Origin of the sequence: Jeotgalicoccus aerolatus (genome assembly GCF_014635205.1) — a bacterium.
Taxonomy (GTDB): Bacteria; Bacillota; Bacilli; order Staphylococcales; family Salinicoccaceae; genus Jeotgalicoccus; species Jeotgalicoccus aerolatus.
The window spans coordinates 659459-674557 of the sequence record NZ_BMCN01000001.1 but is presented as its reverse complement, the minus strand read 5'-3'; the positions used below and the strand labels follow the sequence as shown (position 1 = coordinate 674557).

Sequence of the window (15099 nt, the reverse complement as noted above, 5' to 3'; positions counted from 1 at the left end):
TCGAAATACTGCGATCGAAGAGGATAGCAGGAAATCGCTCACGTCACAGAAACAAAGGATGGTTACAATGTTAACAGTTTACCGCTATGCTATGAAATACAAATGGATGATTGTTATTGCTTTAATTTTCATGCTGATTGAACTGGTAGTCGAGCTGATTCAGCCGCTCTTTATCCAGCAGGTCATCGACAACGGGATTATGGTTAATAATGTCGATAATGTCATTATGTATCTGCTGATCATGTTCGGTGTGTCAGTCGTCGCCTTTCTCGCGGGGATTTTCAATACATATTTTACGAGTCATTTAACAAACATGTTCGGCTATGATTTAAGACTCGCTATTTTTACCCGTGTTCAGCACTTTACTTTGGCAACACTGTCTAAATTTTCAACATCGAGTTTAATTACGCGAATGACTCAGGATGTGCTGCAGACAGAGATGCTTCTGTTCATGAGTTTGCGCATTCTGTTCCGCGCGCCGCTGCTCGTTATCGGCTCGCTCGTTATGTCGTTTATCGTTAATCCGACGCTCGGACTCTACTTATCGATGCTGACACCGGTGCTCGCAATTTTTCTGTTTTTCACGGCGAGAAAGGGAGCGGAGATTTTCCTCCGGGTTCAGCACTGGCTGGACAGGATCAACCGTTTTATTCAGCAAAATTTAGAAGCAGTCAGGCTGATAAAAGCCAATGACTCAGGTCAATACGAAACCGGCAAGTTTTCTAAAGTCGCAGCTAAATTAAGGGACGATACGATATTTGCACTCAGACTGATGGAATCGATTTTACCTGTCCTTCTTATTATTATGAACGGCAGTTTGCTCTTAGTACTCTGGGTTGCCTCTGATCTGCTGCAGGCCAATGAAGTGGCTGTCGGAGAAATCGTCGCAGTCATTAACTATGCGCTGCGCATGCAGGGCGGCTTCTCGATGTTTGCCTTTCTGATTATCGCTTCATCCCGCGCTAAAGCGAGCAGCGACAGAATCAGTGAAATTCTTCATTCGCCGATTTCTAAAGAAGATAAAAATACATATGAACCGAGTCAACAGGCAGGGACGGTTAAGTTTGATAATGTCTCATTTAAATATCCGAATACTGGGCGGTATGTATTAAAAAATATATCTTTTGAGATTTACGACAATGAAAACTTTGTCATTATGGGTGGTACGGGGTCAGGTAAAAGTTCTCTGATCAGCCTGATTCCGAAAATGTACGAAGCGACAGACGGCACCGTAACTGTGAATGGTAAAAATGTCAGTGACTGGCCGACGGCAGATCTCCGTCAGACAATCGGCTATGTGCCGCAGCGTGCCATTTTATTCACAGGCAGTATTTACGACAATTTACTCTGGGGTAACTTGCACGCTGAAGAAGAAGATGTCTTCATGTCTTCGGAAAAAGCACAGATTCACGATAATATTATGAATTTTGATGACACATACGATACACCGGTCGGACAAATGGGCGTGACATTGTCCGGCGGGCAGAAACAGCGTCTGTCAATCGCCCGGGCACTGGTCAGAAAACCATCCATTTTAATTTTGGATGATTCGACTTCTGCACTCGATGTCAGAACAGAAAATAATCTGTGGGGAGCGCTTGAAGGTGAGAACGTCACGCGCATCGTGATTACGCAAAAGATTTCTACTGCAGAACAGGCGGACCGTGTACTGCTGCTGGATGACGGTGAAATATCTGCACTCGGTTCGCACGAAGAATTAATAAGAACATCCGCACTTTACAGAGAGATCTACGAATCCCAGCAAAAAGGGGGCCATATCGATGAGTAACTTTTTCACACGCCCATTTGGCCACGAACGCATTGTTACTAAAGAGGATATTGTTAAAACTAAACAGTCGAATAAAAATAAAGCCGATAATATGGGCCAGACCTTAAAACGCATTTGGCAATTTATGCGCGGTGAAAGAAAGCGTCTGTATTTTATCATTTCACTTGTTATCGTAACGAGTTTACTCAGTATCGTCGGACCTTTTCTCGTCGGCCGCATCGTCGATTATTACTTTATCCCGCGGGCGTTTGACGGACTGTTTCGTATTTTAATCATACTGCTCGCGACCTATGTATTGCTGTCATTGACGACCTTTATACAGGCTTACCTGATGGTCGGCCTGTCCCAGCGTACGATTTACAATTTGAGACACCGTTTATTCGAACACATGCAGGAGTTGCCAGTGACATTTTACGATAAACGCCAGCACGGTGAACTGATGAGCCGCATGACCAACGATATTGAAACCTTATCGCAGACGATGAACTCATCGTTCATTCAGTTTACGACAAGTATCGTCACTTTAATCGGGACGTTTTCTGTCATGCTGTATTTGAGCCCGCTGTTAACATTTTTAACAGCGATGATTATTCCGCTCCTGATTATCAGCGTCAGATTTATTACGAATCGTACAGGACCTTTATACAAGATTCGTCAGCGCCGGACCGGTGAACTAAACGGTTACATTGAAGAAATTGTCTCCGGCCAGGAAATCGTTAAGGTTTTTTCTCAGGAAGATCGGGCAGTTGAAAACTTTGAAGTCCGTGCCAAAAACTTAAGAGAAGTGACGTTTTGGGCCAACTTGTATTCGGGCTTTATCCCGAAAGTGATGAACATGCTGAACAATATTTCATTTACTATTGTTGCCGGTGCCGGGGGGATACTTGCCCTGACGACAAACGGTCTGGTCACAGTCGGAACAATCGTTGTATTTGCAGAATATGCCCGTCAGTTCACACGGCCGCTCGCTGATTTATCGAACCAGTTAAACCAGGTGCTTTCGGCAATTGCCGGAGCGGAGCGCGTTTTCCAAATACTCGATACTGAAGCTGAGTCAGACGACGGGAGCATTACTAACAAAACAATTCAGGGTCATATTGAATTTAATAACGTCACTTTCTCCTACAGCAAAACCCAGCAGCATCCAACGATAAAAAACTTATCATTTGAAGTGAAATCCGGTGAATCCGTTGCCTTAATCGGCGCAACCGGGGCAGGTAAAACTACAGTCATGCAGCTGTTAGCGCGATTTTACGAGACAGACCAAGGTGAAATACGTGTCGATGGTGAGAATATTAAAGATTACTCAAGAAGCGCCATCCGCTCCCAAACGGCTTTTGTCCTGCAGGATCCGTACTTATTTGAAGCGACCATACGTGAAAACATCCGCTACGGCCGGCTGACAGCAACAGATGACGAAGTAGTGGAGGCGGCAAAAACAGCGAATGCCCACGACTTCATCATGACGCTCGAACAAGGTTATGATACGGTACTCGACTTAGACGAAGGCTTTATCTCGCAAGGTCAAAAACAGCTGATATCCATCGCCCGGGCACTGATTACTGATCCGGCGATACTCTTACTCGACGAGGCCACTTCGAGTATCGACACTATAACCGAACTGAAAATCCAGGAATCGCTGGAACGACTAATGAAAGGCCGGACGAGTATCATTATTGCCCACAGACTCAACACGATAAAAGCCGTCGACAGAATTTTCGTGCTGGACCAGGGCGAAATGCTGGAATCTGGTACAGAAGATGAGCTGCTTCAGCTGCAGGGTAAATATTATGATATGGTAAATCAGTAAGCGAAGTTTATCATAAATTTACATCTTTGAATGCGTCAGTTAAGATAGAATAAATGAATACGCTCAACCACTGGAGGTGCCCGGAAACGGGCTGAGACATACTCTTAATACCTGATCTGGATTATGCCAGCGTAGGGAAGTGGCATAGATTCGTTATGCACACCTCCAGGCTGGGTGTGCATTTTTTGTACTTTGACAAACGAATCGAGAGATTTACATTTAATAAATCACCGCTATCATATATAATGAAAACTATATATGAACATAAAGGTGGAACTTCGAATGTATACTAAGAATGAAATAATAGAAGAAGCAAAAAAGCTCGGTAAGATGATGGCCGATACGGAACAGGTTGAATTTTTCCAAAAAGCAGAAGCTAAAATTCATGAAAACCAGGAAATCCGTGAAAAAATGGCAAGTCTGAAAAGCCTTCAGCAGCAAGCAGTAAACTTCCAAAACTACGGCAAAGAACGCGCCTACCAAATGACGGAAGAAAAACTGGCTAAAATCGAAGATGAACTAAATGAAATGCCGCTCGTTAACCAGTTTAAAGAATCACAAGCCGGTGTAAACGAACTGCTGCAAATGGTATCACATGCAATCAGCTCAACAGTAACGAGCGAAGTCATTGAAAGTACAGGCGGAGATTTACTGCAAGGTGAAACCGGCGCAGCCATCCGCAACAAACCAAACCGCGATCCCGATCAATTTAAATAAAACTTTATTATATTAAAAAGCACTGAAATCTCTCAAAATTTGAGCAGGTTCCGGTGCTTTTTTGTTTTGCTGGGTTGTGGTCGCGCGCTTGAGGTGTGCACAAGCGGTTGATAACCAATTTGCGCCCGCTTGTGAGGTGCACAAACGGCTGATAACCAATTTCCGCCCGCTTGTGGTGTGCACAAGCGGTTGATAACCAATTTCCGCCCGCTTGAGGTGTGCACAAGCGGTTGATAACCAATTTGCGTCCGCTTGAGGTGTGCACAAGCGGTTGATAACCAATTTCCGCCCGCTTGTGAGGTGCACAAACGGCTGATAACCAATTTGCGTCCGCTTGTGATATTCACAAGCGGTTGATAACCAATTTCCGCCCGCTTGTGGTGTGCACAAGCGGCTGAATACCAATTTCCGCCCGCTTGTGGTGTGCACAAGCGGCTGATAACCAATTTGCGTCCGCTTGTGATATGCACAAGCGGCTGAATACCACTTTCCACCACCACAAACATAACAATCCATTCAAACAAAAGGAGGATTCTCCATCAATATCAATAAATTCACAAAAAATATGACACTTACCGCAGTTTTCGTCGCGCTGAACGTAATTTTGAGTTCAATAATCACCTTTCCAATCGGTATCATCAGAGCGGCACCTATGCAGCATTTAATAAATGTGCTCGGTGCAGTGATGACCGGTCCCTGGGTCATTGTTCAGGCGTTTATCTCGTCAACGCTAAGAGTATTAACAGGAACTGGGACAGTTTTCGCCTTTCCCGGCAGCATGATCGGTGCCTTAGCCGCTTGGCTTCTCTACAAGTTCACAAAGAAATTACCGCTGGCAGCGCTCGGTGAGGTACTCGGTACAGGCATCATCGGGGCGCTCAGTCTCTATCCTTTAATCCGAATTCTGAACCTCGATACGAACATTTTTACAGCTGTTGCTGCAGCCTTCTTCCTGTCGAGTTTAATCGGCTCAGCGGTCTCGTATTTCATCTTAAAACAATTGGAAAAGCGGGGTGCCTTACTGCGGATATAAGACAGCGTGCATGTTATAATAATACGACAAGATTAATTTAGGAAGTGTTAAGATGCGGGAACCAACACCGATGATGAAACAGTATTTTTCAATTAAAGATAATCATCCGGACAGTTTGCTTTTATTCAGACTGGGCGATTTTTACGAGCTTTTTTACGACGATGCAATTACTGCAGCGAAAGTGCTCGAAATTACTTTAACCTCACGCGATAAAAGCCAGGATCCTATACCGATGTGCGGCGTGCCTTACCATTCTGCGCGGGGCTATATTGCCAAACTGATCGACAACGGTTATAAAGTGGCCATCTGCGAACAGATGGAAGATCCGAGAGCGACCAAAGGCATGGTTAAAAGAGAGGTCGTCCGTGTGATTACGCCGGGTACATTAATCGATGATTTCGGTATGGAAGATGGCGTGAGTAATTTCATCCTTGCTTTGACGGAAACAGACGGTTTAACAGAAGTCAGTTACGCCGATATTTCAACAGGAGAAATTTTTGCCTTCAGCACCAGTGACAGCTCTGAACTGAAGAGTGAGATAGAAACGCTCACTCCGCGGGAACTCGTCACGAACAAGGAGAGCGAAGGGCTCATTCATCAAATTTATAATGATCCGCCGCTCTATACAGTATTTGAAGCGGAGCAGCCTTCGGATTACGATTACGAAGATGATGTAACGGAACACCAGGCAATCAATCTGCTGTTAAATTATATCCGGGCTCAAAATATGCAGGAACTGAAGCATTTAAAAACTGTTGAAAAGCACCGGATTAATACGTTTATGAAGTTAAATTATGCAGCAATATCAAATCTCGAACTGTTAGAAAATCTGCAGACGAAAAAAGTAAAAGGCTCGCTGTTCTGGTATTTAAACCGTACGGAAACACCGATGGGGAAACGCCAGCTCAGAAAGCTCATCGAGCGACCGCTCGTAACGAAATCAGATATTGAAAACCGCCAGTCTATCGTGTCGACTTTAATCGATAACTACGAAGAACGTCAGGGTCTGACAAATATACTCAATCACGTTTACGATATCGAACGTCTCGTTGGGCGTCTTGCTTTTAACAACGTGGATGTTAAAGATTTGGTCCAATTAAGAGACTCGCTGCACGGACTGCCGGACTTGAAAGCGCTGTTGAATTCATTACAGCTGACATCGACTAAAACTTTTAAAGACTTCGACAGCTTAGAAGATGCTTTCGAGCGTCTTGTCGTCTTAACGGATACACCGCCTAAGACGATTAGAGAAGGGAAAATCTTTAAAGACGGTGTCGATGACGCACTCGATAAACTCCGAGACATCAGCAATAACGCACGGACGTGGCTGAACAACTATCTGGAAACAGAAAAAGAACGGACGGGCATTAAGAATTTAAAAATCGGTTTTAACAAAGTATTCGGCTACTATTTAGAAATATCGAAAGTCCAGGCCATGAACTTCGATGCAGAAAAACACGAATACAACCGCAAGCAGACCTTAACCAACGCCGAACGTTTTATCACACCGGAACTTAAAGAAATGGAAAGCCAGATTCTGACCGCTGAAGATGACAGCGTTAAACTGGAATACAATATGTTCACTGAACTCCGTACAGACATGATGGCCTACGTCACAAGGCTGCAGCGGACAGCTGAGCAGATTGCCACACTGGATACACTGATATCATTTGCACTCGTATCAAATGACTATCATTTAATTCAGCCGGAATTCACAAAAGATAAATCCATCGACTTAACCGATGCACGCCATCCAATTGTCGAACGCATGCTGAACGAAAATACCTATGTGCCGAACGACTTGCAGATGACCGGAGATAATTTTATCTATTTAATTACCGGACCGAATATGTCGGGTAAATCGACCTATATGCGCCAGATTGCGCTGATTATTATTATGGCTCAGATGGGCATGAGAGTGCCGGCCGCACGTGCTAAACTGCCGATATTCGATGCGATTTATACGAGAATCGGTGCGAGCGATGACTTATCGAGCGGTAAATCGACCTTCATGATTGAAATGATGGAAGCAAATACTGCCCTCCAGCATGCGACGAAAGACTCGCTTTTAATATTCGATGAAATTGGCCGCGGCACCAGTACTTATGACGGTATGGCACTCGCTCAGGCAATGCTGAAATACATTCACGATGAAATCGGGGCGAAAACACTCTTTTCTACGCATTACCACGAACTGACAAACTTAGAAGACAGCCTGTCGGGACTGTCAAACGTCCACGTTAAAGCAACGGAATATGACGGCAAGCTCGTCTTCCTGCACAAAGTCAAACCGGGTGCAGTAGAAAAAAGCTACGGCATCCACGTGGCAAAACTGGCAGAATTGCCGGACAGAGTCACGGAACTGGCAGCAGACTATTTAAGCTCATATGAAAGCCAGAACTTTAATCAGCAGCCGGCGGCAAAAGATGATATCTTCCAGCTGGAACTGCCGCTCGATGACAGCGAAACCGTTACTAAACAAGATAAAAAACTGTTAGCTGAATTAACTGCCCTGGACTTAAATAATATGACGCCGATGGCGGCGCTGAACACATTGCATGATTTGGTTAATAAAGCGAAGGAGGATTAAACATGGGACAGATTCACGTCTTGCCTGCACATATTCAAAATAAAATAGCTGCGGGCGAAGTGGTCGAGCGTCCGAGTTCAATCGTCAAAGAGATTACAGAGAATTCGCTCGACGCCGGTGCGACGGTGATCGAAGTGTTTATTAAAAACAGTGGCATGGAGTCGATTAAAGTGGTCGATAACGGCCGCGGCATCGACTATGAAGACCGGTCGCTGATATTTGAAAGACACGCGACGAGCAAGCTCGATACCGCGTATGAATTATTTGAAATCCGCTCGCTCGGTTTCAGGGGTGAAGCGCTGGCGAGTATCGGTGCGGTTGCGAAAGTGTCGCTGCAAAGTATGAGCGAGGGCTCAACACCATTTAAAATGGTGATCAGCGGCGGCGACTACGAAACAGATACCGTTTGGCATGAGCGCCCCGGAACGATTATAGAAATTAAAGATCTGTTCTTTAATACTCCGGCGCGTTTAAAATATATTAAAAACCTGCGCACTGAAACGGGAAAAATTATCGATATTATGCAGCGGATGGCCTTGAACAATCCGGATGTCAGCTTCCGTTTAGTGTTTGACGGCAAGGACCGTTTTAAAACGACAGGAAGCGGCAACTTAAAAGAAGTCATTAATATTCTATACGGTACCCAGGTATCGAGTAATGCCATACCGGTCAGCGGCACGAGTCCGGACTACACGATTGATGGTTTTATCGTCAGACCGGAAGTGACAAGAAGCAACCGCAACTATATTAATTTAAGTATTAACAACCGCCACGTGCGTCACTTTAAATTGTCACAGAGTATTATTAATGCTTATCATACGCTGCAGCCGAAAGATAAATATCCGCTCGTCTTTTTAAATATTACGATGGATCCTAAATTAATCGATGTGAACGTTCATCCCTCAAAAATTGAAGTGAAATTATCTAAAGAAGCTGAACTGTTAAAACTGATGGAAGACACAGTAAAAAATGGTTTAATGGAAACACAGCTGATTCCTGAAGTCGAACATAAAAAACCGAAGCAGGAACAATTTGATCAGCCGGCAATCGATTTTACTAAGAGAGAAGAACAAATCCGAGAACATATCGATACTTATGAACCGCCTGCAAAACACATGCCTCAAACACCGTTCAGACAAGAAAAAAGCATGGAAGACTTACAAAGTAAACAGCCGTATACAAATCCATTTAAACAGAATACACCAGTTCAAAAAGAAACGGGCAAGCCGGCAGATATTCCAGCTTTCGTCGAACAGGAACCGCTGCCTGAAAAACAGAAGCTGCCGTATTTAGAAATCATCGGCCAGCTGCACGGCACGTATATCATTATGCAGAACGAAACCGGTATGTATTTAATGGATCAGCACGCAGCTCAGGAACGCATTAAATATGAATATATTTATAAAAATATTATTAAAGAAGATGACGGCATTCCGCTGCTCATCCCTTACACTTTCGAATTTAGCTTTGATGATGTGATTACGATTGATGAGAAACTTTCTGAACTTCAGTCGCTCGGTTTTGATATTGAAAAAAGCGGCATGAAACAATATACGGTATCGCGTTACCCTTCATGGATTAAAGCTCAAAACCCGGAAGAGGATATCAACGACCTGATTGATTTTATATCTCATACCGATCACTTCGATGTGAAAAAGTATCGTGAAGAGATGTCGATTATGATGAGCTGTAAGCAATCGATTAAAGCCAATCACTATCTCGATAAAAACCAGATGACCGCCTTGCTCGAAGAGCTGGGCAAATGCCATTCACCGTATACTTGCCCGCATGGCAGACCGGTGATTATTCATATGACGACCTATGAAATTGAAAGAATGTTTAACCGTATTATGAAATAAGGGGGGTATCCATTGAAGATTATTCACCGCACGATGAGGAACAAAGATCGAAGTATTGCAGTGACGCACTATGTACCGGAACATCCCAAAGCGAGTGTTCAAGTGCTGCACGGCATGGCAGAGCATAAAGACCGCTACAAAGAATTTTTAACTTATCTCGCGCTAAACGATATTCACTGTGTGATCCATAATCACAGAGGGCACGGTTCAGATGAAAAATCAAAAAATTTGGGGCATTTTTCATCCTTCAGAGAGTTAATGGATGATGCAAAAGTGGTCAGCAAGTCCATGCCGGCAGATATACCGCATATCGGCCTGGGGCATTCTATGGGCTCAATCTTATTGAGATGTCTGCTTGAAGAGGATATATACGACGGCGCTGTCATCGTTGGGACCGGCAGTAAAGTCGCCTTAAGTGATACTGTCGCGAACATTTTCATGCAGACGCTTGCACAGATCATTCCTTCAAGTAAATCAAAGCTTGTGAACAAACTGGCATTTTTCGGCTACGACGGCAATTTTAAAGGATCAGTGAAAAACCGCTGGCTGTCAGCAGATGAACATCACGTCCTTCAATATAATGCGGACCCTCATGCCGGCCAGTCCATGAGCGTTAAAGCACTGGCTGAAATTCTGAAACATATCCGTCATGCTGATTCAGTTAAAACAATTAAGAAATATAAAGATATTCCGTACTATTTAATTGGTGGTGCCGATGATCCCTTTTCACATTTCGGCAGAGACTTTGAAGTATTGAACTGGCGTTTATCGCGTCAATTTAACGATGTGAAATTAGAATTGGTACCGAATGCCAGACATGAAGTATTGTTTGAAGAAAATAGAGGCAGCGTATTCTCGAACATTGTAAAATGGGTGGAACACTATGCAGAAAAGTAAATTACTTATATTAGTCGGGCCGACTGCCATCGGTAAAACGGCGTTATCGATTAAAATTGCAAAAGAATTTAACGCAGAAATTATTAGCGGGGATTCAATGCAGGTGTATAAAGGCATGGATATCGGCACGGGAAAAATAACCGCTGAGGAAATGGACGGTGTACCGCATCATTTAATCGATATTTTAAATCCTGACGAGACATTTTCTGTGTCGGACTTTCAAAATCAAGTGAAAGCGCTGGTTAAAGATATTGAGTCCAGAAATAAGCGGGTGTTAATTGCTGGCGGTACCGGTCATTATATTAAAGCGCTGATCGACGGCTATCAGTTTAATGATGAGGACCAGGAAGATATCGAGCGGTTAACGCATGAATTTGAAAAATATTCACAGGAAGAACTGTACAGTAAACTTTTAAAAATTCAGCCGGATACGGATATTCACCCGAATAACAAAAAGAGAATTGTGAGACAGCTGGTCAAGGAAAAGCTTGATATAACAGAAAAGAAAGCGTATACACAAAAGAAGGAATATGATACATTCTTAGTAGGCCTAAGTGCTGACAGAAGTGTGATATATGACAGAATTAACCAGCGGGTGGCTGAAATGTTTGATTCAGGGCTTTTAGAAGAAGTCGCAGCACTTCAAAAAGAAGGGCTGTCTAAGACAGCAGCTCAGGCGATCGGTTACAAGGAGTTCTTGCCGTACTTCAAAGGGGAAGCGGCATTAACTGACGTAATGGAACGCATTCAGGCACACTCGCGGCAATATGCAAAACGTCAGCTGACGTTTTTCCGCAATCAGCTGGATGTGCACTGGTATGATATCACGTATGCAAGTACAGATATAATCTTTCGGGATATATATCAATTCTTACAAACAAAAGGGGAGAATTAAATGAATTTGCAAGATTCGTTTTTAGGGGAGTACAAAGAGTCAGGACAGGAGATTACCGTGTTTTTAATGAACGGTTTCCAGCTGCAGGGGAAAATCAACGACTTTGATAAATATGTAGTTGAGCTGGATTCAGAGGGGAAAGTTCAAATTATATATAAGCATGCAATCAGTACATTTGTACGTGCATAAAAAGAGACCGGACGGCTGTCCGGTCTTTCATGTTTAACCCGCTAAATATTTTTTAATATCATTTTCAATATCGAGCGGAGATTTTTGAGGCGGGAAGCGTTTAGCGACTACACCTTCACGTGTAACTAAAAACTTAGTGAAGTTCCATTTAACGGAATTAGTAATTAAACCTGATTTTCCTTCTGTTAAATATTTAAACAAGGGATGTATATTATCGCCTTTAACATCGATCTTTTCCATTATATTAAATGAGACACCGTGCTGTTCGCCGTAAACATCCCGGGCTTCTGTTGCTGAGCAGGGTTCTTGATTCATAAAGTTATTTGATGGAAATGCAAGGATTTCGAGGCCGATATTATGATATTCTTTATACAGTTTTTCAAGTTCCTTCAGCTGGCCGCTGAAGCCGCACTCACTTGCTGTATTTACAATAAGTATGACCTTGCCTTTTAAGTCCTGCATATTAATTTGTTTACCATCCGCGTCTTCTGCTGAGAGATCATAAAATGTAGTTTTCATAATTATGATCCTCCTTTCCGTATCACTATACATACTATTTGTTATTATAATATAGCCTTATTAATATGCGATAAACATGATATTGTAATAATAAACAAGAAAATTGGAGGCGCATGTCATGAATATGACACATACAGGGATAATCCTTGCGACGAACACTGTACAAAATAAAGATGTGGCGTCGGAAGTCCGTGAGCTTAAGGAGCTGGCTGAATCGATAGGAATAGAAATTATCGGTACGCATATCCAGAACCGGACATCGATCGACAGAAAAAGCTACGTGGGCAGCGGCTTTTTAGAAGAAGTCAAAATGCAGTATGAAGATATTGACTATGCCATCGTCAATGATGAAATTTTGGCCAGTCAAAATAGAGCCATAGAAAACCTGCTGGATACTAGTGTGATAGACAGGACTCAGGTCATTTTAGATATATTCAGTTTAAGAGCACAGTCGAAAGCAGGTAAACTGCAAGTGGAACTTGCACAGCTGGAATATTTAGTGCCGCGATTAAAAGGGCAGGGGATTAATTTATCTCGTTTAGGGGCAGGCATAGGGAAGACCGGAGACATATTAATTCAAGAATCAGCGATATTAAAAGACAGTTAAAAGTCGTCGAAAGTCATCGGCTGAGATACCGTGACAAGCGCCGATCGAACCAAGTCACCAAATGTTCTTTAATCGGTTATACCAATGCGGGCAAGTCGACTTTGTTTAACACGCTGACGAATGCAGGAACACTGCAGGAAGATAAATTGTTTGCAACACTCGATCCGCTGACACGTGAAATGGTGCTGCCGTCAGGTTTTCAATGTATTATTTCAGATACGGTCGGTTTTATTCAAAAACTGCCGACAACTTTAGTAGAAAGTTTTAAATCAACACTGGAAGAAGCGGCGGACAGCGATTTTATTATTCACGTGATCGATAATAATGCACCGGATATTCTAAACCAGTATGATACGGTGCTCGACTTGATCGATTCACTAAATATGAAAGAAATACCGCAGCTGGTCTTATTTAATAAGACGGACTTGAATGATGAGAAAAGACTGCTGCCTGCAGCCCCGCATCATTTTGTAAATATAAATATGGCGGCTCAAGATATTTTAATGGATATCGAAACGTTTATGACCAAACATTTTAAAGCGTATGAAACGACGATACCGCTGGCGAGACAAGATAAGCTGTACAGATTAAAACGCCAAACGATCGTTGAAAATGTGGATTTGGATGAAGAAAAAGTAAATATAACCGGATTTGAACCCGAGGGTAATTTTTCAGAACGCATAACAGAGAAGGATGACAGAAGTGAATAATGAAGCGAAAATAACAGACTTAATGCAGCAGGCAGAAGACGCGCTGCAGCCGTACTTTAAAGAAAATAAAAATATTGCCTATAAGAACTTTAAAAAGGTGATGAGTGCTTTTACTGAGCATTCAGTCACAGAAAGCGACTTTAGCGGCACGACAGGATACGGCTATGATGACGTCGGCCGCGATAAGCTTGAAGAGATATACAGAGATGTCTTTAAAGCAGAAGATGCTTTAGTGCGGACACAGATTATTTCGGGGACACATGCAATCAGCCTGGTGCTGTTAAGCCTCTTAAAACATGGTGATGAGCTGCTGTATATTACAGGAACTCCGTACGATACACTTGAGAAAGTTATCGGCAGCAGCGCGGACGATGTCGGCAGTCTGATGGAAATGGGTGTCACTTTTAATACAGTTGATCTGAAAGATGATCAGTTTGATGTTGAGACAATTTTAAACAGTATTAATAAAAATACTAAAATTGTCGGTATCCAGCGCTCGAGAGGATATTCATCGCGTAAATCGATGAATATTAATGAAATAGAAGAAATAATTAAAGTAATTAAAGAAAAACATCCGGAAGTCATTATTTTCGTGGATAACTGCTACGGTGAATTTGCCGAGGAGAGAGAACCGCTTGAAGCGGGTGCGGATATTATGGCGGGATCATTAATTAAAAACCCGGGCGGCGGACTCGCAAAAATGGGCGGCTACGTTGCAGGGAAAGAAAAACTTATTGAACGTGTCAGCTACCGCCTGACTGTACCTGGTGTCGGCAAAGAGATGGGGGCAAGCTTAAATGCTCTGACTGATATGTATCAGGGCTTCTTTATGGCACCGCATACTGTGATGGAATCAATTAACGGCGCTTTAATGATGAGTTATATCTTTGAACAGCTCAATATGAAACCATCACCAAGATATACTGAACCGCGCACAGACTTAATTCAGAGTGTATCGTTTAATAATGAAGAAGAAATGATAACATTCACTCAGATGATTCAAAAAGCAAGTCCGGTAAATGCGCGCTTCATGCCGATTCCGGATTTAATCCCGGGCTATCAGAATCCTGTTATTATGGCTGCGGGAACCTTTGTGCAAGGTGCTTCTCTTGAACTGTCGGCAGACGGACCGATCAGAGCGCCGTACACAGTGTATGCCCAGGGCGGGCTGCATATCGAACACGTGAAATATGCGCTCGAAATGTCTTTGACTGAACTCTCTGAGAAGAATATGATAGAGCTATAAAGAATAAGTGTCGCTATTGTGTAGTGACACTTATTTAAATTAAGCGTATAATTAATTTCGAAATTATAAATTGGAGCTTACATAATGAAAAATGTCTTTGCTTTGTTAAAAGAGAACTTTGAGAACCTCCCATTAATATGGAAGTTAAGTTTATACAATATAAAAGCACAATACGCAAATCACTATTTGGGAATACTGTGGGCGATACTGATGCCGGCAGCCCAGGTCGGAGTCTTCT

14 protein-coding genes and 1 riboswitch are annotated in these 15099 nt (G+C 42.9%); of the genes, 12 read left to right on the top strand and 2 right to left on the bottom strand.

What is annotated here, in order from left to right; genetic code table 11:
* Positions 1–58 precede the first annotated feature (58 nt).
* From IEU81_RS03470 to IEU81_RS03460, 3 genes are all read left to right on the top strand, one after another.
* Positions 59–1789 (top strand): ABC transporter ATP-binding protein, encoded by a 1731-nt coding sequence (locus IEU81_RS03470; RefSeq protein ID WP_308807823.1) that lies wholly within the window; start codon positions 59–61, stop codon positions 1787–1789.
* Complete coding sequence (locus IEU81_RS03465; RefSeq protein WP_092595450.1) at positions 1782–3599, top strand: ABC transporter ATP-binding protein; 1818 nt, start codon at positions 1782–1784, stop codon at positions 3597–3599. The genes IEU81_RS03470 and IEU81_RS03465 overlap by 8 nt, the downstream gene beginning before the upstream one ends.
* A 62-nt stretch (positions 3600–3661) precedes the next feature.
* Positions 3662–3754, top strand: a riboswitch (TPP riboswitch).
* Positions 3755–3881: 127 nt separating this feature from the next.
* Positions 3882–4316 (top strand): YlbF/YmcA family competence regulator, encoded by a 435-nt coding sequence (locus tag IEU81_RS03460; protein WP_186090321.1) that lies wholly within the window; start codon positions 3882–3884, stop codon positions 4314–4316.
* 32 nt (positions 4317–4348) lie between these two features.
* Here IEU81_RS03460 and IEU81_RS03455 read toward each other — a convergent pair whose 3' ends face one another.
* Positions 4349–4840 (bottom strand): hypothetical protein, encoded by a 492-nt coding sequence (locus tag IEU81_RS03455; RefSeq protein WP_186090319.1) that lies wholly within the window; start codon positions 4838–4840, stop codon positions 4349–4351.
* A 41-nt stretch (positions 4841–4881) separates the two neighbouring features.
* On the opposite strand from IEU81_RS03455, the gene thiW reads away from it, so the two are divergent.
* From thiW to hfq, 6 genes are read left to right on the top strand one after another with little or no spacing between them, the layout of a single operon-like run.
* Entirely contained in the window at positions 4882–5349 is a 468-nt protein-coding gene (gene thiW / locus IEU81_RS03450) for an energy coupling factor transporter S component ThiW (protein ID WP_186090317.1), read from the top strand.
* A 52-nt stretch (positions 5350–5401) separates the two neighbouring features.
* Positions 5402–7939, top strand: coding sequence for a DNA mismatch repair protein MutS (gene mutS, locus IEU81_RS03445; protein ID WP_186090315.1), 2538 nt, complete (start codon positions 5402–5404; stop codon positions 7937–7939).
* Positions 7940–7941: 2 nt separating this feature from the next.
* Positions 7942–9798: a DNA mismatch repair endonuclease MutL gene (mutL, locus tag IEU81_RS03440; RefSeq protein ID WP_186090314.1), complete on the top strand. Its 1857-nt coding sequence runs from the start codon at positions 7942–7944 to the stop codon at positions 9796–9798.
* A 12-nt stretch (positions 9799–9810) separates the two neighbouring features.
* A complete protein-coding gene (locus IEU81_RS03435) occupies positions 9811–10695 on the top strand; it encodes an alpha/beta fold hydrolase (protein WP_186090312.1) in 885 nt (294 codons plus the stop codon).
* The gene (gene miaA, locus IEU81_RS03430; protein ID WP_186090311.1) at positions 10682–11590 is read left to right on the top strand and encodes a tRNA (adenosine(37)-N6)-dimethylallyltransferase MiaA; all 909 of its coding nucleotides are present in this window, start codon (positions 10682–10684) and stop codon (positions 11588–11590) included. Before IEU81_RS03435 ends, miaA begins: the two co-directional genes overlap by 14 nt.
* A complete protein-coding gene (gene hfq, locus IEU81_RS03425; protein WP_092595467.1) occupies positions 11591–11779 on the top strand; it encodes an RNA chaperone Hfq in 189 nt (62 codons plus the stop codon).
* 33 nt (positions 11780–11812) lie between these two features.
* On the opposite strand, the gene IEU81_RS03420 is transcribed toward hfq, so the two are convergent.
* Positions 11813–12298: a glutathione peroxidase gene (locus IEU81_RS03420; protein WP_092595469.1), complete on the bottom strand. Its 486-nt coding sequence runs from the start codon at positions 12296–12298 to the stop codon at positions 11813–11815.
* A gap of 118 nt (positions 12299–12416) precedes the next feature.
* Here IEU81_RS03420 and IEU81_RS10970 point away from each other — a divergent pair, with 118 nt between their 5' ends.
* From IEU81_RS10970 to IEU81_RS03410, 3 genes are read left to right on the top strand one after another with little or no spacing between them, the layout of a single operon-like run.
* On the top strand, positions 12417–12905 hold the full coding sequence (locus tag IEU81_RS10970; RefSeq protein ID WP_231957161.1) for an HflX-like GTP-binding protein: 489 nt from the start codon (positions 12417–12419) through the stop codon (positions 12903–12905).
* Positions 12830–13615: a GTPase HflX gene (gene hflX, locus IEU81_RS10965; RefSeq protein ID WP_308807832.1), complete on the top strand. Its 786-nt coding sequence runs from the start codon at positions 12830–12832 to the stop codon at positions 13613–13615. The genes IEU81_RS10970 and hflX overlap by 76 nt, the downstream gene beginning before the upstream one ends.
* On the top strand, positions 13599–14861 hold the full coding sequence (locus IEU81_RS03410) for a methionine gamma-lyase family protein (RefSeq protein WP_186090307.1): 1263 nt from the start codon (positions 13599–13601) through the stop codon (positions 14859–14861). The genes hflX and IEU81_RS03410 overlap by 17 nt, the downstream gene beginning before the upstream one ends.
* Positions 14862–15099: the final 238 nt, after the last annotated feature.